This is a genomic window from Streptomyces sp. AC558_RSS880 (genome assembly GCF_019049255.1).
Lineage (GTDB): Bacteria > Actinomycetota > Actinomycetes > Streptomycetales > Streptomycetaceae > Streptomyces.
The window spans coordinates 133005-151327 of sequence record NZ_JAGMUJ010000029.1; the positions used below are offsets into that span (position 1 = coordinate 133005).

Genomic DNA, 18323 nt, shown 5'->3' on the forward strand with positions numbered 1-18323 from the left:
CCCGGGGGACGTGCCGGCTCCACCGGCCAGAACGGATCTGGCGGCAGCCGGCTGCCATGCGCTGGTGGTCGGGACGGCCGCCCATCCGGGACGGCTGCTGCCCGCTCTGCCGTCCGCCCTCCGGTCGGCGCGGGACGTGGCCGAGACCCTGAGCACGGTGTGCGGCATGGGCGACCGGGTCACGCTCCTCACCGATCCGACATCGCCGAGCGACGTCCTGGAGGCGCTGGCGACGGTCATCGGCCGGGCCGAGCCCACCGAGCAGCGGTACGAGCGCGGAACCGTCCTCCTCTACTTCGTCGGGCACGGGCTGCGCGGACCCGGCCGGCAGCTCTACCTGGCGACAGCGAGGACCAAGTCCCAGACCGACACGGCGCACTCCGTTCCCTACACGGAGGTCGAGCGCTACCTGAGCGACGCCGCCGCCGACCCGGTCGTGATCCTCGACTGCTGTTTCGCCGGAAACGCACAGGAGCCCGGCCGGCCGGCCGCCGCGGACCCGTTCGCCGGTGCCCGGCCCGACGGCAGCTACCTGCTCGCCTCGGCGATGCGCGACGCCTTGGCGTACGCCCCGCCGGACGCGGAGCACACCCTCTTCAGCGGCCACCTGCTCGGCCTGCTGCGGGAGGGCGACGCCGGCGGTCCGAAGCGGCTGACGCTCGGCGGCGTCTACCGGCTGCTCGACCAGCGGCTCCAGGGCAGCGCCGCCCGCCCGTACGGCGGTGGCACCGCGCGCATGAGCGAGCTGATACTCGCCGTCAACCGGCGATACGAACCGCTGCCGGGCCCGCACACCGGACAGCGGGCGGCCGACGCCCCGGATCCCGACGCCGTCTGCCCCTACCCCGGCATCCTTCCCTTCCTCCCCGAGCAGCACCGGCTCTTCTTCGGCCGCGAGGAACTGACCCAGGAGCTGCTGCGCCGTGTCGAACAGGCCCGCCCCGGTGAGCCGGTGGTCCTGGTGGGGCCGTCGGGGGTCGGCAAGTCCTCGCTCCTGCGGGCCGGGCTCGGCGTGGCCGCGGAACAGGCGGGTCTCGGTCCCGTGCGGCTGGTGCCGGCGCCGGGTGAGCGGCCCTTCCACAGGCTCGCCGAGGCGTGGGCGGCGGCGGTGGGCAGGGCGCCTTCCGACGTCGTACGGGATCTGGAACGCGGGCGCTTCAGCCGGCCCGCGGCGACGGAGGACGGGGCCAGGGCCGGGCAGGCACCGCGTCTCCTCGTCATCGACCAGCTCGAGGAGTACTTCACGCTCTGCTCGGACGAGGCCGAACGCGAGCGGTTCGCCGCCGCCCTCACCGCGCAAGCGGACGAGGACGGGGCCGAGACGTCCGGTCCGCGGATCGTCCTGGCGCTGCGCGCCGACTACTACGGCGACGCCCTGGGCGATCCCCGTCTGGCACCCGTCGTGCGGGCGGGCCACTTCGCCGTGCCCGCGCTGGGCGACCAGGAGGTCGAGGCCGCGATCGTGCGCCCGGCGGAGTACGCGGGCCTGCGGTGGGAGGAGGGCGTGCCGCAGCTCCTGCGGCGCGATGTGAACGAGGAGCGGCGCACCACGGGTGACGCCGCGGCACTGCCCTTCCTGGCCTACGCCCTCCCCGAGATCTGGCTGAGGCGCCGGGGGACGACTCTGACGTACGCCGGGTACGCGGCCGCCGGCGGCATACGGGGCGCGGTGGCCACGGCTGCCGAAAGGATCTACGACTCCCTCGACGACACCGGCCGCACGGCTCTGCGGAGCCTCCTGCTGGCCATGGTCCACGTCGCCGACGGCGAGGGGCGGCTGGTCCGCCGCCGGGTGCTTCCGGCGGAGTCGGCGGGGAGCGAGGACCTGCTGCGCCGGCTCGCGGACGCCCGCCTGGTCGTCGTCGACGAGGAGGGCGGGGCGCAGCTCGGCCACGATTCGCTGCTGCACGCGTGGACGAGGCTGAGCGGCTGGATCGACGAGGTGCGGGACGACCTGCTGAGACTCCGCCGGCTGACCGCGGCGGCGGAAGGCTGGGCCGAGGCCGGACGGAAGCCGAGCGGTCTCTACGGGGGCGATGCCCTGGCGGAGGCGAAGAAGCTCACCACGGAGCACCCCCGGGGGGTTCGAAAGGCCCCGCCCGGCCAGGACGACCGGCCGGTCCGGGAAGCCCGGCAGGCGGCCGGCGACGGTTCGGCCGGCGCGGCCGCGCCGGCGGTGGTCCGCGTGCCCGTCCCGCAGGTGGTGGGGGAGTTCGTCGCCGCGAGCGACCACGCGCAGCGCCGGCGGCGCCTCGTCACGCGGGTGTGGATCGCCTCCCTCTCGGTTCTGGCGCTGGTGGCGGTGTCTCTCTTCGGATGGGCCGTCCATGAGAACGAGCAGGCGGAGAGCCGGGAGAAGAGCCTGATCGCCAGGGAGCTGGCCGCCCGGGCCGACGCCCTGCGCGACCGCGATCCGCAGACCGCGCTCCGCCTCAGCCTGGCCGCCTACCGCACGGCGGTCACTCCTGAGACCCGCTCCAGCCTCCACACGGCCTCGATGACCGTCACACCGGCCCGTCTCGTGCCCGAGGAGCCGTATCGCGTGCCCGTCCTCAACGTCGCCTACAGCGCGGACGGCAAGGTCCTGGCCGCGAGCCACCGGGGCAATGGATCCGACGGCGGCCGGGTCCAGTTGTGGGACGTGTCCGCGCCGACCAGGCCGGTCGAAGCGGGCCGGTTCACGCTGCGGAGCAGCCCGGTCGTCGCCTTCCACCCGCGCTCACGGATCCTCGCCGCGCAGTCGGCGGACGAACTGACGCTGTGGGACACCGCGGACCCGTACGAGCCGAGGCGGCTCGCCCTGGTGCGTCTCGCCCACCGGGTGACGTACACGCTGGCCTTCAGCGAGGACGGCCGGACCCTCGCGGCGGGCAGCGCGAAGGGACTGCTGCGGCTGTGGAACGTGGGCGACCCCGCCCGTCCCACGCTGCGGGCGCAGCGGACGGTCGCCGAGTCGGAACTGATCTCCCTGGCCTTCACTCGCGACGGGAGCCATCTGATCACGGGCAACGCCAACGGGGACACGGGCAGCGGGCAGCCCGCGCAGGTACGGCTGTGGGACGTCGGCGACCCGGACCGGCCCGTGCTGCGGGACACGGAACGGGCCGAGACGGTCATGGCGGTGGCCGCCCACCCCCGCCGGGACCTGGCGGTCGCGACCGGCGGATACGGGAAGATCGCCTGGTGGGAGGTGGTGGACGGGCAGGACCTGCGGCGCGTGGAGGCGGAGGAGTACCGGGACACCTGGGGCATCGACAACCGGGGCATGCCGTCCCTGGCCTTCAGCGGGGACGGCAGGTTCCTGGCGGGAGCCGACCGCGCCCACGGCGTCAGGCGGGCCGACACGACCAGGAAGGTGTCGGAGCTGGTGGACGGCGTACCCGGGGTGACGTTGCCGACGGGCGAACCGGCCCAGTCGGTCGCGTACAGCCCGGACAGCAGGTATCTGGCGGTCGGCGAGGTGGGCGGAGGGATACGGGTGTGGCCCGACCGGCCCTGGGCACCGGCGTTCACGGGCGGCATCCACGTCACTCCCCAGACCGGCACCAGCCCGTTCAGCGCCGACGGTGAGCTGGTCATCGCCTCGCAGGACGACGACGTGGGCCGCACGACGAAGGTGTGGGACGTCAGCGACCTCGAGGCGCCGAAGGTCCGGTACACCCTGCCGAGGGGGTGGGAGGCGAAGTTCTTCCTGACACGCCGCGAGAAGCCCCTCTTCCTGGCCCACCACTGGACCGGAGGACTGGAACACACCCTTCAGGTCTGGCAGTTGGAGCCGGGCGGAGCCGTGAAGAAGGGTTCCGGTATCCGGTTCACCGCCGACAACCCGAGCATCGCCGTGAGTCCCGACGGCATGCTCCTCGCGGTGGGCTCGCACGAGGAACCCGACACCGCGCTGTGGGACATCCGGGATCCGGCGGAACCCGTGCGCCGGGGCACTCTCGAGGTGAGGGCGAGCAGTCCGCTCGGGAGCTCCGGAAGCCTGTGGTTCGCCGGAGAACGGGCACTGGCGACGACGGAGAACGGCCGGCACATCAGGTTCTGGGACGTCTCCGACCCCGCCCGGCCCCGCAAGGGGGACCGCATCGAGGACGCGGCGTCGATGGACGGCGCCCTGTACTACGGCGCGTCGCGGCTGCTCGTCACCGAGGCGGTGGGGGACGAGATCCGGCTCTGGGACCTCTCCAGGCCCACGCGCCCCGTCAAGGGTGGCCTGCTTCCGGCCGCACCCGGGGGCTACTTCCCCGTGGGCAAGGGGCGGTTGGCGGCGACACTGGCCGACGGGAGCGTCGAGTTCTGGGACGTCTCCGATCCGGCACATCCCGAGAAGACGGGCCAGGACCTCCTGTTCGACCGCGCGGTCGGTTCGATCGACATGACCTCCGACGGCCGCCACGCGGTGACGAGCGGGCCCCATCGCCTCTGGTCCATCGGGAAGGACGGGCGGTGGAAGACCCCCGAGCTCTTCACCCTGGAGAACGCGGACGCGGTGCACGTGCCGCCGGTGACATCGCCGGAGGGCCCCCGGTGGCTGGCCGTCACCGCCCAGGACACCACCGGCATGACTCCGGAGACGACCTATGTGCTCGACTTCGCCACCGACGACCTCTACGAGGACCTGTGCACGGCCTACCCCTCGAGCGTCCCCGAGGACCGGTGGCGACAGATGTTCCCGCACCTGACCCACCGCGAGTCCTGCGACTGACTTCACGCGGGCGTGGTGGAGCGTCGGGCACAGTCGTGTCCCGCCGAGGACCGCCCTGGACCGCTGCACGGCCCGGCGCGGATCAATCGGCCAGGGCCGGCTCGCCTGCCGCTTCGATTCCCGTCCCCGGCACGGCACATGGGTGCGGGAACGCATGCCGAGCGCATACCGGTGGCCGCCCTCTACCGGACAGTAGGTGTGCAGGCTTCCCGGGTGGGTTGTGAAGGTTGGATGGATGGGGACACTCCGGTCGCGGGAAGTAACGGTTCCGCTTCGGAACGGTCGTGCGGCGTCGGGAACGAAGATCCGGAACGCTTCCATCTCTAGGATCCCCGTGTGCTTGTCCAGCACTTGAGACAACTGGCGTGACTCTTCCACCACGCATCACGTGTGAACACATCTCGCGTGTCCCGTTGCGGGTCCCGCCGGAGGGGAAATCTGTGTTTGCTCTTCATTCCGCGTCCGCCATGACCGGGCGACGCACCACCGGACGACGTGTCGCCGCAGGAGCGGCCGCGGCCGGACTGCTCACCATGGGCCTTCTCGCCGGTGCGGGTAACGCCGCCGCCGACGACGGGGACGCCCACCACCAGGGGGGTGCGGTCGCCACCCTCGACGGGCTGAAGACGTACGACTCGGCCCGTCTGGACGTCGGCGACGGCAAGACCAAGAACATCGCCGCCGGCCTGTTCGAGATGAGCGTCGAGGGCAGCGGCCGCCTGCAGTCGTACTGCATCGACATCCACAACCCGACCCAGAACAAGGCGACGTACCTGGAGACCCCCTGGGCCCAGACCTCGCTCGGCGCCAACGAGAACGCCGGAAAGATCCTCTGGATCCTCCAGAACTCGTACCCGCAGGTCGACGACCTGACGGCGCTGGCCCAGAAGGCGGGTGCCCAGGGGCTGACGGCCAAGACCGCGGCGGCCGGCACCCAGGTGGCCATCTGGCGCTTCTCGGACGGGGCGAAGGTCGAGGCCCGCGACGCGCAGGCCGAGAAGCTCGCCGACTGGCTCGAGGCCCAGGCCCAGAACCTCCAGGAGCCGAAGACCTCCCTCACGCTGGAGCCCAACGCGGTCTCCGGCAAGGCCGGCGGCAAGCTCGGCCCGGTGACCGTGCGCACCGACGCCGGTCAGGTCTCCGTCGCCGCCTCCGCCGACGCCGCCGGGGCCGGCGTCAAGGTGACCGACAAGAGCGGCAAGGCCGTCACGTCCGCCGGTGACGGCACCGAGCTGTACTTCGACGTTCCCGAGGGGACGGCCGACGGTTCGGCCTCGCTGACGGTCCGGGCGACCACCGAGATCCCGGTCGGCCGCGCGTTCGCGAGCCCCAGCAAGAGCCAGACGCAGATCCTCGCCGGCTCCAGCGAGTCCACGGTCACGGCCGACGCGACCGCGAACTGGGCCACCAAGGGCGCCATCCCCTCGGTCACGGCGGAGAAGAACTGCGCCGAGGGCGGCGTCGACGTCACGGCGAGCAACGAGGGCGACGCCCCGTTCACCTTCGAACTCGCGGGCGCCGAGCACACGGTCGAGCCGGGCGGGACCAAGACGGTGACCGTCCCGGTCGACGAGGACGCGGCGTACGACTTCACCATCACCGGCCCGAACGGCTTCTCGGAGCGCTTCCAGGGCGTCCTGGACTGCAAGACCCAGGGCACCCCGGGAACCCCGGGGACCGAGACGCCGGGCACGGACGGTGACACCCCGTCCTCCGCCCCCAGCCCGGCCGGCGGCTCCGCCGAGGACACGACCGGCGGCGAGGGCGACCTCGCGAACACCGGCGGCTCCAGCGCGACCCCGGTGATCGCGGGTGTCGCGGTGGCCCTGGTGGCCGCGGGCGGCGCGGCGATGTTCTTCCTGCGCAAGAAGAAGGCGGCCGCCGGGGAGTGACCGGCCGCTGATCCGACGGACGGGTCCGGCACACGCACCGCGTGTGCCGGACCCGTTCGTCATGGGGGCCCGTACGGGAGCACGGCGCCGGTTCGTCGTGCGGTCCGCACGGCCCGGGAGCACGCGGCTGCGGAGCCGCGCATGCTGCCGTTCCCGGAGGCGGTGCGGGGTGCCGCGGATCACCGCTGGGTGCGCTTCATGGCGTTCACGGACTGGTTCGGTACGACACGGCGGACGTGGCCTTCGCCGCGCTCGATCCCCCCGGACGCGGGTCGCGGTGCCGCCGTCGGCAGCGCGATCGGGGGGCGGACGGTGTGCTTGCGGATGCGCCCCGCACCACCCGTGCTTCCGCTTCATTCCATCAGGCATGACGGGGCCGTTCTCCGTACGCCGCCGTCTTCGCTCTCCGACGATCGTCGTGCGGCGGACGCAGTCGTGAAGCGACGGAACAGGAGAGGGGGACGGCATGCATCTGACTCCGCACGAGCAGGAGCGCCTGCTGGTCCATGTGGCGGCGGACGTCGCCCGGCGGCGCCGTGAGCGGGGGCTGTCGCTGAACTATCCCGAGGTGATGGCGCTGTTGACGGCGCACGTCTACGAGGAGGCGCGGGCCGGGGCGACGGTCGACTCGGTGATGGAGTCCGGGCGCCGTGTGCTGCGGCGCGACGAGGTCATGGACGGCGTACCGGAGATGATCACCAACGTCCAGGTCGAGGCGACGTTCCCGGACGGGACGAAGCTGGTGACCATCCACGACCCGTTCGACGAGGCGGACACCGAGGTGGACGTCCATCCGGGGAAGCGGGAGCTGCTGCCGGACGAGGACGAGCACCGGGTGGCGTTCAACGAGGGCGCCGCACCCGTGCCGTTGGAGGTGTCCAATCCCGCGGACCGTCCGATCCAGGTGGGTTCCCACTTCCACTTCGCCGAGGCCAACGAGGGCCTGGCCTTCACCCGCGCGGACGCCCACGGGATGCGGCTGCACATCGCCTCCGGCACCTCCGAACGGTTCGAGCCCGGCGACGCGCGCACCGTGATGCTGGTGCCCATCGCCGGGGAGCGGATCGTCCAGGGACTCCAGGCCGACAAGAGCGAAGAGGAGAAGCACCTCGATGCCCGACGGGACTGAGAACGAGAACGCGAAGCCCTGGGAGCCGCTGCCGCGTTCCCGCTACGCCGACCTGTACGGGCCGACCACCGGGGACCGGGTCCGGCTCGCCGACACCAACCTCCGGCTGAGGATCGACGCGGACTGGTGCGGCGGGCCCGGCCGCAGCGGCGACGAGATGGTCTTCGGCGGCGGCAAGGTGATCCGCGAGTCCATGGGGCAGTCGCACATCCCGCGCGACGACCCGCGCGAGCCGGTGGACACGGTGATCACCGGGGCGCTGATCCTGGACCACTGGGGTGTGGTGAAGGCCGACGTCGGACTGCGCGACGGCCGGATCCAGGCGATCGGCAAGGCGTACAACCCGGAGACCATGACGCCGCCCGACAACGACGACCCGCGCGCGTCGGCCTTCGTCGTGGGGCCCGAGACGGAGGCGATCTCCGGCCAGGGGCGCATCCTGACCGCCGGTGGGATCGACACGCACGTGCACTTCCTGTGCCCCGGACAGATCCACGAGGCCATCGCGTCGGGCGTGACCACCCTGATCGGCGGCGGCACCGGGCCCGCCGAGGGCAGTACGGCCACCACCGTGACGCCCGGCAAGTGGCACATCCAGCGGATGTTCGAGGCGCTCGACGCCTTCCCGGTCAACATCGGCCTGCTCGCCAAGGGCAGCACCGTCTCCGGGAAGGCGCTGCACGACCAGGTCAAGGCCGGCGCCCTCGGCTTCAAGATCCACGAGGACTGGGGCGCGACCCCGGCGGTGATCGACGTGGCCCTGACGGTGTGCGAGGAGACCGGAGTCCAGGTCGCCCTGCACGCCGACTCCCTGAACGAGTCCGGCTTCGTGCAGCACACCTTCGCCGCGACCAAGAAGGACCGCAGGACCAAGGACGCCAAGTACCGCGGCCTGCACATCTTCCACATCGAGGGCGCCGGCGGCGGTCACGCCCCCGACATGATCAGCCTCGCGAGCAAGCCGAACGTACTGCCCGCGTCGACCAACCCCACCCGGCCCTTCACGGTCAACACCGTGAAGGAACACGTCGACATGATGATCGTCTGCCACCACCTCAACCCGGAGGTCGAGGCGGACATGGCGTTCGCCGACTCCCGGATCCGGCCCTCCACCATGGCCGCCGAGGACCTGCTGCACGACATGGGCGCCATCTCGATGATGTCCTCCGACGCCCAGGCCATGGGCCGCATCGGCGAGATGATCCTGCGGACCTGGCAGACCGCGCACGTCATGAAATCCCGTTACGGCCATCTGCGCGAGGACGACGCCGACGCGGACAACTTCCGGGCCCGGCGCTACATCGCCAAATACACCATCAACCCCGCCATCACCCACGGCATCGACCACGAGGTCGGTTCCGTCGAGGACGGCAAACTCGCCGACCTGGTCCTGTGGGAGCCGAAGTTCTTCGGCGTGAAACCCCACATGGTCATCAAGGGCGGCCAGATCGCCTACGCGCAGATCGGCGACGCCAACGCCTCCATCCCCACCCCGCAGCCCTATCTGCCGCGCCCGGTCTGGGGCTTCCAGGGCCGCGCCCCGGCGGCGAACTCCTTCAACTTCGTCGCCGAGGCCGCCCTCGACGGCGAACTCGCCGCGACCGGACTGCTCAAGCCGCTGCGCGCGATCCACTCCACCCGGGGCGTCACCAAGGCCGACATGGTGCACAACAACGGGCTGCCGGAGATCGACATCGACCCCGACACCTTCGACGTCACCATCGGCGGCGCCACCACCTCCGACGTCCGCACCACCGTCGACGGACAGGAGGTCGGACGGAACTACGCGACGGAACTCCCCATGGCCCAGCGGTACTTCCTGTTCTGATCCCCGGCCGGGGCCGGTCGGCCCCGGCCCCCATGCGAAAGGCGGGCCATGAGCCGCACCGCCCTGCTCCTCCTGGCCGACGGCCGCTTCCCCGCCGGCGGACACGCCCACTCCGGCGGGATGGAGGCCGCCGTCACCTCCGGAAGCGTGCACGACGCGGCCGGCCTGGAGGCGTTCTGCCGCGGGCGGCTGCACACCGCCGGACTGACCGCCGCCGGTCTCGCCGCCGCGGCCGCCACCGGACACGACGCCCTCGCCCTGGACGAGGCCGCCGACACCCGCACCCCCGCACCGGCCCTGCGTCGCGTCGCCCGCCGCCTCGGACGGCAGCTGATGCGCGCCGCCCGCGCCACCTGGCCCAGCGCCGAACTCGACCACCTCGCCCGCCACCGCCCCCAGGGCGCCCACCAGCCGGTCGTCCTCGGCGTCACGGCCCGCGCCGCCGGACTCACCCCGCTCGACGCCGCCCACGCCGCCGCCTACGACAGCGTCGGCGGCCCGGCGACCGCGGCGGTACGCCTGCTGAGCCTCGACCCGTTCGAGGCCACCGCGGTACTGGCCCGGCTCGCCGACGAGTGCGACACCGTCGCCGGTGCCGCGGCCGGCGCGGCGGGGCGCGTGGCCGCCGAGGGTGTCACCGTCCTGCCCGCCGCGTCCGCCCCGCTGCTGGACATCACCGGCGAGCAGCACGCCGCCCGGCCCGTCCGCCTCTTCGCCTCCTGACCCGCCTCCACCGCACCGACCTGGAGCCCCCGTGCATCTGGACCATCCCGTGACCCTGCCGCACCGCCACACCCACAGTGCCGACCACCGGCGCCCGGACGGCAGCCGCCGCGCCCTGCGGATCGGCTTCGGCGGGCCGGTCGGCTCGGGCAAGACCGCGACCGTGGCCGCGCTGTGCCGCACCCTGCGGGACCGGCTGTCCCTCGCGGTGGTCACCAACGACATCTACACCCAGGAGGACGCCGCCTTCCTGCGCCGCGAGGCCGTACTGCCACCGGAGCGCATCACCGCAGTGGAGACCGGCGCCTGCCCGCACACCGCCATCCGCGACGACATCTCCGCCAACCTCGAAGCCGTCGAGCAGCTCGAACAGAGCCTGGGCCCGCTCGACCTGATCCTCATCGAGTCCGGGGGAGACAACCTCACCGCGACCTTCTCCCGCGGACTCGTCGACAGCCAGGTCTTCGTCATCGACGTGGCCAGCGGCGACGACATCCCCCGCAAGGGCGGCCCCGGCATCACCACCGCCGACCTCCTCGTGGTCAACAAGACCGACCTGGCACCGTACGTGGGGGCCGACCTGGACACCATGAGGGCCGACACCCGCAGGCAGCGTGGGGACCTGCCGTACGCCTTCACCAGCCTGACCGCGGCCGACGGCATCCGTCCGGTCGCCGACTGGGTCACCGGGTGCCTCGCCGCCTGGCACGCCGGAGTCACCGGGTGACGGCCACCGCCCAGGCACCGGCCGGGGGCCTTCCGACGACCCGTGCCCACCCCACCGGTGTCCGCGCCACCGCCCGGCTGAGGGCCTCCCACAACGGCCGCGCCACGACACTCCCCCTCCTGCACAGCGACGGCCCCTTCCACCTGCGCCGGCTGCGGCCCCGCGGGGAGTGGGCACGGGTCTGCGTGCTCGGCGCGATGAGCGCACCGCTCGGCGGGGACGGACTCGCGCTCGACGTCACCGCCGGGGCGCGCACCCGGCTGGAGGTGACCACGTCCGCGGCCACCATCGCCCTGCGCGGCTCCACCACGGACCCCGCCACCTACGACGTACGGCTCACCGTCGGCGAGCACGCGTCGCTGCACTGGCTGCCCCGGCCGCTGATCAGTACGCGGGGCAGCACCCTGTACCAGACCTACCGGGTGGAACTCGCCGCGACCTCCCGGCTCCTGCTGCGCGAGGAGCAGCTCCTCGGACGCACCGCCGAACCGTCGGGCCACCTGTCCACCCGCCTGACCGTACGGCGCGACGGCCGGCCGGTCCTCGACCAGCACACCGTCTACGGGGCCCCGGCCCCGGCGTGGGACGGACCCGCCGTACTGGGCGGCCACCGGGCGACCGGTCAGCTCCTCCTCGTCGACCCCGAGCCGGTGCCGCTCCCGGACCCCGTCCTCTTCGGCGGCCCGGAACGGGGACACTGCGTACTGGCGCCGCTCGCCGACGGCGCGGCCCTCCTCGCCACCGCCGTCGCCCCGACCCCGGCCCTGCTCCGCGACCTCCTCGACGCCGCGCTCGCACACGTCTCCGGCACGGCGACGTCGCCTGCGAGAACCAGCTCCGCGAGCACCAGGTCGGCGTCGAGGAGCTGAAGGACCGGCGTCCGGTGCGGAAGACGCGTGGGCGCAAGGCAGCGACGAAACAAGCCGCGCTGGACGTCGAGTGGACGTGGTGGTCGGTGGGGCAGCGCAGATGCTGCCCCACCGGGGGTCCAGACGAGTGAGTCGGCCGCCGGCTTTGTGAACGCCGACCAGGCATCCCAGGAGACGGCGCGTGCTTGCCTCCGGGTGTCCTTGCCGTGATCAGGGAGAAGGTCGGTTCGTCGTCGATGGGTAAGCGGCCCTGCTCGACGTACTCCGGTGAACCGCACGTCGGCCACTCCATTGCGGGCTCATGTCCCCTCTCTGCTCTGCCGAAAAGTGTGAGCACTCGGCGGGCGAATGCGACTCGCGCACTCAAATGAGCGGAGTGTGAACGCCGGAGGCCGAAATGCTCCCGCTTGCGGAATGGGTACATGCCTCCTGGCGGTGCGGCGAGGGGCCGTGTCCTACGACGCGGTGGGGGCGGAGTCGCGCGGAAAGCGTTGACGGGTCGTCAGCCGGGTCCTAGTTTCTGACCGGCTTCCCGAACCTTGTTCGTCATGTCGAACGATGGTGGGGGTCGTCGAGCAGATCACGCCCGTTCCGTTCGCGCACCCGCCCCACACACCTGGAGTGCCGATGAACCCCCATGTCCCCGGCCGGGCGATGCCGTCCCGCAGACTGTTCCTCGGCGCCGCCGCGGCCACGACGGCGGCCCTGGCCGTCGATCTGTCCCTGGGCGCCCCGCCCGCACATGCCGCCGACTCCGCCTACGTCATGGGCTACTTCACGGAGTCACCGAGCGGCCTCGGCACCGACTACGGCCTCCACCTGGCCGTCAGCACCGACTCCCTCGACTGGACGCCGCTGAACCAGAACAACCCCGTCGTCACCCCCACCGCCGGTGCCGGCGGCCTGCGCGACCCGTTCATCATGCGCAAGCGCGACGGCGGCTTCATCGTGCTGGCCACGGACCTCAAGGGCACCGACTGGGGCCACAACAGCCAGACCATCCACGTGTGGGACTCCGCCGACCTGCGCACCTTCACGAACTACCGCCGCCCGCACCTGCACGACATGGTCACCCACAGCTGGGCCCCCGAGGCCTTCTGGGACGCGAGCCGCGGACAGTACGCCATCCTCTACTCCGCTGTGAACTCCACCGGCCACAACGTCCTGATGGTGAACCACACCAGCGACTTCACGACCGTATCCGCCCCCCAGGTCTTCTTCGACCCCGGGTACGACGTCATCGACGGCGACATGGCCGTCGGCGTGAACGGCGTCAACCACCTGTACTTCAAGAGGAACGGCACCCTCGTGGGTGCCCGCTCCACCTCGCTGAATCCGGGCAGCTTCACACCGTTCGGCACGGCCGTCTCCCACGGCGGCACCGAGGCCCCCACCCTCGTGAAGTCCCTGACCTCGAACACCTGGTACCTGTGGGGCGACACCTACACCCCCAACGGCGTCCTCTACGCCTGGCAGACCACCGACCTCGCGGCGGGCACCTGGACCCCGGTCGACCAGAAGCTCTACACCCACCCGGTCAACGCCAAGCACTGCACCATCGCCCCGATCACGGCCGCTGAGTACGGCAACCTGCTGGCCCGCTGGGGCGCCCCCGCCTGGAACCGGCTGAAGTCGTACAACCACCCGGCCCGTTACGTGCGCCACGCCGACTACCTGGCACGGATCGACACCTATCCCTTCGACCCGTACACCGACGCGCAGTGGAAGCTGGTCCCCGGGCTGGCCGACTCCTCCGGCGTCTCCTTCCAGTCGGTCAGCCACCCCACCCGCTACCTGAGGCACTACGACTACCAGGTCCGCCTCGACGTCAACGACGGCACCGCCGTCTTCGCCCAGGACGCCACCTTCCACCGGGTCGCCGGCCTGGCCGACGCCTCCTGGTCCTCCTTCCGCTCCCACAACCACCCCACCCGCTACATCCGCCACTCCGGCTACGCCTTGCGCGTCGACCCGGTCGGCACCGCCACGGACCGCGCCGACGCCACCTTCTCGGTGGGTCACTGATCGCACGCCGCCGGGAGTGCGCTCCCTCCGGAGGCGGTCGGCGCACGACGTCGTGGTCCGCGCGAATGGCGAAACGGCACCGCCCGCATCACCGCGACCCCCTACAGTGCTGCTCGGCAGCGGGCAGGGGGAGTGGACATGGACGGGCAACCGCCGTCGGAGCACCGGGCGTTGGTGGTGGGCGTCGAAGGCCCCGCGCCCGATCTGGTGGGCGAGGACCAGCCGGAATGGCCGCCGCTGCCGTTCGCCCCGGAGTACGCCGGGCGGCTGCGCGACGCCCTCCGCTTCTTCGGCTACCGGGCGCACGACGCCGAGGAGGACCCCTCCGGATCGGCGGCCGCGCTGGAGCGGGCCGTCGAGTCGGTGCTGGAGGCCGGTCCCGGGTTCGTCGTGGTGCACATCCTGGCCCACGGCAAACCGGCCGACAGTGGCGGTGTCTACGTCGTCGGGGGCGACGAGCGGCCCACCCGGCACGACATCGAGAGCTGGCTCAAACTGGTCGAGGACGCCGAACCGGACGGGTCCGCGCCGTACGTGCTGTTCCTGCTGGACCTGTGCTACTCCGGCAACGTGGCCCGGCGGGAGTGGCAGCACTCCCTGCCCGGGGACCGGCGACGGGCCTGGGTGCTCGCCGCCGCCGAGGCCGGTGAGCAGGCTTATGACGGCCGTCTGACCCGGGCGGTCACCGAGGTGCTCGGACGGTTCGCGGACGGGAGCGTCCGGGTGGATCCGTCCGTGCCGTACATCCCCTTCCACCTCTTCTGCCGTCAGGTCGGTGACCTGGTGGACGAGTACACGCTGAACGGGCCGCCGCAGAAGGCCCTCGACCCCATGGTCCCCGTGTCGGCCGCGGACCTGTCCCACCTGGCGTTCTTCCCGAATCCCGGGTACGGCCGGGGCGGGGCGCGAGCCGCCTTTCGCCCCCGGGTCGACCGGACGGTCACCGCGCTCCTCGACGAGGTGGCCGACGTCCGGCACTTCACCGGCCGGGCCTCCGGTACGGAGGCGGTGTTCGGAGAAGGGGGCCCGGTGTTCTTCCGGGGCAGGGGCCCCCAAGTGCGTTCTCTGTCCGACTGGTTGCGGGGCAAGGGTCAGGACCTGCGCGTGGTCACCGGCAGGCCGGGGGTGGGCAAGTCCGCGCTGCTCGGGGCGCTGGTGTGCGGGGCGCACCCCGAACTGCGGGGTACGACGCACGGGCTGTGGCCGTCCTCGGCCGACGGGCCCCCACTGGTCACCGACTTGGCCGTGGTGCACGCGCGCCGGCGCTCCGTCCCCGAGGTGATGGCCGCCCTCGGCCGCCAGTGGGGACTCGGTACGACCCACGACGTCACCGAGGTCGTCACCGCCCTCCAGGACCGCGGCCGCCCGCCGGTGCTGATCCTCGACGCGCTGGACGAGGCCGAGCACCCCAAGGAGCTGATGACCGCGCTGCTCGCCCTGGCCCCGGCCTGCCGGATGCTGGTCGGCGTCCGCCCGGGACGCCGCTTCACGCCGCTGTTCCGCAGGGCCGGCGGGGGACGCGTCGACCTGGACGACGTGCCGGGCCAGCGGCTGCGCGGCGAACTGCGCGACTACCTGCGCGACGTGCTGGCCACCGATCCCCGCTACGCGACGGCCGAAGGGGAGGGGACCGCCGGCCGGCTGGCCGACGGGATCGCCCGGCAACTGGTGCGGCGCGGAGTACCGGAGTGCGGCGAGTTCCTGGTGGCCGCGCTGTACGCGCGGCACGTGCTCGACCAGCCCGTCCCGGACGGTCCGGCCGAGGTGCGAAGACTCGTCGAGGCCGTCCCGCGCGACCTGCGCGGCGTCATGAAGTTGCACCTCGAGGACCGGCGGCGCCCGCTGTGGACGGACGCCGTCCTCCACGCCCTCGCCCACGCGCAGGGGGACGGCATGCCGGAAGAGGTGGTGCGGACGGTGGCCGCCGCCTTCGGGCCGCGCGAACCGGGGATCGAGCAGGTCCGCGAGGTACTGGACACGGTCCTCTTCTACCTGCGCCGCGACGTGGACGGCGAGGGCCGGACGGTGCACCGCCTCTTCCACCAGGGCCTGGCCGACCTGTTCCGGGCGGAGAAGCCGTACGCCGACGCCGTGTTCACCCGGCTGCTCACCCTCGTCCGCGACCCGCACCGCTGGGCGACCACGGAGCCGTATCTGCTGCGCCACGCGGCCGGGCACGCCGCCGAGGCCGGACGGCTGCACGAGCTCCTCGGCGACGCCGAGTTCGTGGTGCACGCCGACGCCGAAGCCCTGGAGCGGCAGCTGAGGCCGCTCCGGGGCAGGCGCCGGCTGCCGAAGTGGGCGCGACGCGACCGGCTCCCGCCGCTCGCGCGACTGTACGTCGACACCGCCGACGCGCACCGCGGCCGGACATCCGCGCAGCGCCGTCAGATCCTCACCGTCGCCGCGGCCCGCCGGGACGAAGGGGAACTGGCCACGGCCCTCGGCCGGGGCGGCTCGTGGCGGGCGTACCGAGTGGGACGCGTACCCGAGTACACGGCAATGGAGTACGTCGTGGCGGACGCGACATTCGGGGCCGAGTTGGTCGAGCGAACCTCCACCATCACCGGCCTCGTGCCGGTGACCCTGGACGGCCGGCCGCACCTCGTCACCGCTTCCCGGAACGGCGACGTGGGAGTCTGGGACCTCCGGGGACGCAGGGTGATCGGACGAGGAACACCTCCTCTCGGGGTCGACCAGGGCCAGAGCCGGGTGACCTGTACCGTCTGGGACTCCACCGTTCTCGCCGTCCACCGGTTCGACGAGATGGGACGTTGGTCGTCGCGGCTCAACGTGTGGGAGCTGCCGGGGCCACGGTTCGACCGGGAGAGCGCGGACGTGTTCGGGCAACTGTTCGTGGCCGTCGCCGGTGCCACCGTCCGCGACCGTCCGGTGGCGGTCCTGTGCGGCTACCGGTGGCGGTCGCTCCTGTCCGATGTGGGGTTGTTGGTGCTGTGGGACCTGAAGGAGAACCGGCAACTCGGGGATCCGCTGCTCGACGGGGACGACGCCTTGCTGTGTGTGGCGGTGGCGTCGGTGGGCGGGCGTGCGCACGCGGTGACCGGGGGCCACGACGGCGCGGTGCGGGTCTGGGACCTGGAGGCGGGGGAGGAGGTGTGCGAGCTCGGCCGGCACGAGGGGTCGGTGCGGTGTGTGGCGGTGGCGTCGGTGGGCGGGCGTGCGCACGCGGTGACCGGGGGCCACGACGGCGCGGTGCGGGTCTGGGACCTGGAGGCGGGGAAGGAGGTGTGCGAGCCCGGCCGGCACGAGGGGCCGGTGCGGTGTGCGGCGGTCGCGTCGGTGGGCGGACGTGCGCACGCGATCACCGCCGGAAACGACGCCACGGTCCGCGTGTCGGACCTGCTGACCGGCGCCGAGACAGCGGTGCTGTGCCTTCCGGAGAGCCCGCAGGAGCTGGCGGTCGCCGCCGACGGCACGGTCGTCGTCGCGCTGACCGACACCCTCGTCGCGCTGGAACCGGGCAGTGACCTTCCGCCGTTCCTCCCCTGGGGGACCGTCGCCCGTGTCTGATCCCGCCAACTCCCGGAAGGAGACAGGAATGTCCCTCATCGTCGGTGTCCACGGTGTCGGGAACCACGTCCGTGGCCGCGCACCGGAGGAGGTCGCCGTGCAGCGGGCCGGTGTGTGGGCCCGGAGCCTCGCCGCCGGTCTCGGCCGGCCCCTGGCGGAGAGCGAGGTGGCGTTCGCCTACTACGGCCACCATCTGAGCCGCGGCCGTCCGGTGGCACAGGGCCCGGACGACGACGCCCTGGACAGGCTGGCCCCCGACGAGGCCGCGCTCGTGGCCCACTGGCTGGAGGCCCTGGACCTGCCCGAGGTCACCGCGCAGGGGCGTCTGGCCATGCCGTTGCGGCACGCGGCGGAGACGGTGGCGAAGCGCTTCAGCCTGGACGGACGGCTCACGCGCGCCTTCGTCGCCCTGTGCTTCCGCGAGGTCGCCGCCTATCTGCGCGCCCCGGACGCGCCGGCCCGGACCGCGGCCCGTGAGGAGGTCGCGGCGGTGATCGCCGAGCACCGGCCGCGCGTCGTGATCGCCCATTCCCTCGGGACGGTCGTGACCTACGAGGCCCTGCACGCGCACCCCGAGCTGACGGTCGACCTCCTCGTCACCCTCGGTTCGCCGCTCGCCCTGCCGCACGGCGTCTTCCACCGGCTGCTGCCCGCCCCCGCCGAGCGGGGCGTCCGCCCGGCGGGCGTCGCCCGCTGGGTGAACGTCTGCGACCACGGGGACCCCGTGGCCGTCCTGCGGCCCTTGAAGCGGTACTTCGACGGAGTGGACCTCGATCTCCAGGAGAGCGTCCGCCTCTTCGACTTCCACCGCGTCGCGGGCTACCTCCGCAGCCCGGCCCTGGCCGCCGTCCTGGATCCCCACGTGCCGCGGGCCTGACGCGGGGAGGCGCGTGG

10 protein-coding genes are annotated in these 18323 nt (G+C 72.7%); all 10 read left to right on the forward strand.

Going from position 1 to position 18323, the window contains the following annotated elements:
• Positions 1-64: 64 nt before the first annotated feature.
• The 10 genes from KUM38_RS10810 to KUM38_RS10855 all read left to right on the forward strand — a co-directional run bounded on the left by KUM38_RS10810 (position 65) and on the right by KUM38_RS10855 (position 18306).
• Positions 65-4705 carry an AAA family ATPase gene (locus KUM38_RS10810; RefSeq protein ID WP_217129094.1) on the forward strand — a complete coding sequence of 1547 codons (4641 nt, stop codon included), beginning with the start codon at positions 65-67 and terminating at the stop codon, positions 4703-4705.
• A 467-nt stretch (positions 4706-5172) separates the two neighbouring features.
• Complete coding sequence (locus KUM38_RS10815; protein WP_217129095.1) at positions 5173-6597, forward strand: Cys-Gln thioester bond-forming surface protein; 1425 nt, start codon at positions 5173-5175, stop codon at positions 6595-6597.
• A 466-nt stretch (positions 6598-7063) separates the two neighbouring features.
• A complete protein-coding gene (locus KUM38_RS10820) occupies positions 7064-7726 on the forward strand; it encodes an urease subunit gamma (protein WP_217129096.1) in 663 nt (220 codons plus the stop codon).
• On the forward strand, positions 7710-9554 hold the full coding sequence (locus KUM38_RS10825; protein WP_217129097.1) for an urease subunit alpha: 1845 nt from the start codon (positions 7710-7712) through the stop codon (positions 9552-9554). The genes KUM38_RS10820 and KUM38_RS10825 overlap by 17 nt, the downstream gene beginning before the upstream one ends.
• Positions 9555-9602: 48 nt before the next feature.
• Positions 9603-10277 carry an urease accessory protein UreF gene (locus KUM38_RS10830; RefSeq protein WP_217129098.1) on the forward strand — a complete coding sequence of 225 codons (675 nt, stop codon included), beginning with the start codon at positions 9603-9605 and terminating at the stop codon, positions 10275-10277.
• A 31-nt stretch (positions 10278-10308) separates the two neighbouring features.
• The gene (ureG, locus tag KUM38_RS10835; RefSeq protein ID WP_217129099.1) at positions 10309-11004 is read left to right on the forward strand and encodes an urease accessory protein UreG; all 696 of its coding nucleotides are present in this window, start codon (positions 10309-10311) and stop codon (positions 11002-11004) included.
• Positions 11001-11873: an urease accessory protein UreD gene (locus KUM38_RS10840; RefSeq protein ID WP_217129100.1), complete on the forward strand. Its 873-nt coding sequence runs from the start codon at positions 11001-11003 to the stop codon at positions 11871-11873. Before ureG ends, KUM38_RS10840 begins: the two co-directional genes overlap by 4 nt.
• Before the next feature lie 627 nt (positions 11874-12500).
• Complete coding sequence (locus KUM38_RS10845; RefSeq protein WP_254396983.1) at positions 12501-13898, forward strand: glycoside hydrolase family 43 protein; 1398 nt, start codon at positions 12501-12503, stop codon at positions 13896-13898.
• 138 nt (positions 13899-14036) lie between these two features.
• Entirely contained in the window at positions 14037-17429 is a 3393-nt protein-coding gene (locus tag KUM38_RS10850) for an AAA family ATPase (protein ID WP_217129101.1), read from the forward strand.
• A 28-nt stretch (positions 17430-17457) separates the two neighbouring features.
• Positions 17458-18306, forward strand: coding sequence for a hypothetical protein (locus tag KUM38_RS10855; RefSeq protein ID WP_217129102.1), 849 nt, complete (start codon positions 17458-17460; stop codon positions 18304-18306).
• The last annotated feature ends 17 nt before the right edge of the window (positions 18307-18323 follow it).

Bases quoted from the DNA above. Each gene is read 5' to 3' on its own strand.
- KUM38_RS10830 (WP_217129098.1), top strand. From the start codon at position 9,603: ATGAGCCGCACCGCCCTGCTCCTCCTGGCCGACGGCCGCTTCCCCGCC.
- KUM38_RS10825 (WP_217129097.1), top strand. From the start codon at position 7,710: ATGCCCGACGGGACTGAGAACGAGAACGCGAAGCCCTGGGAGCCGCTG.
- KUM38_RS10850 (WP_217129101.1), top strand. From the start codon at position 14,037: ATGGACGGGCAACCGCCGTCGGAGCACCGGGCGTTGGTGGTGGGCGTC.
- KUM38_RS10820 (WP_217129096.1), top strand. From the start codon at position 7,064: ATGCATCTGACTCCGCACGAGCAGGAGCGCCTGCTGGTCCATGTGGCG.
- KUM38_RS10815 (WP_217129095.1), top strand. From the start codon at position 5,173: ATGACCGGGCGACGCACCACCGGACGACGTGTCGCCGCAGGAGCGGCC.
- KUM38_RS10855 (WP_217129102.1), top strand. From the start codon at position 17,458: ATGTCCCTCATCGTCGGTGTCCACGGTGTCGGGAACCACGTCCGTGGC.
- KUM38_RS10845 (WP_254396983.1), top strand. From the start codon at position 12,501: ATGAACCCCCATGTCCCCGGCCGGGCGATGCCGTCCCGCAGACTGTTC.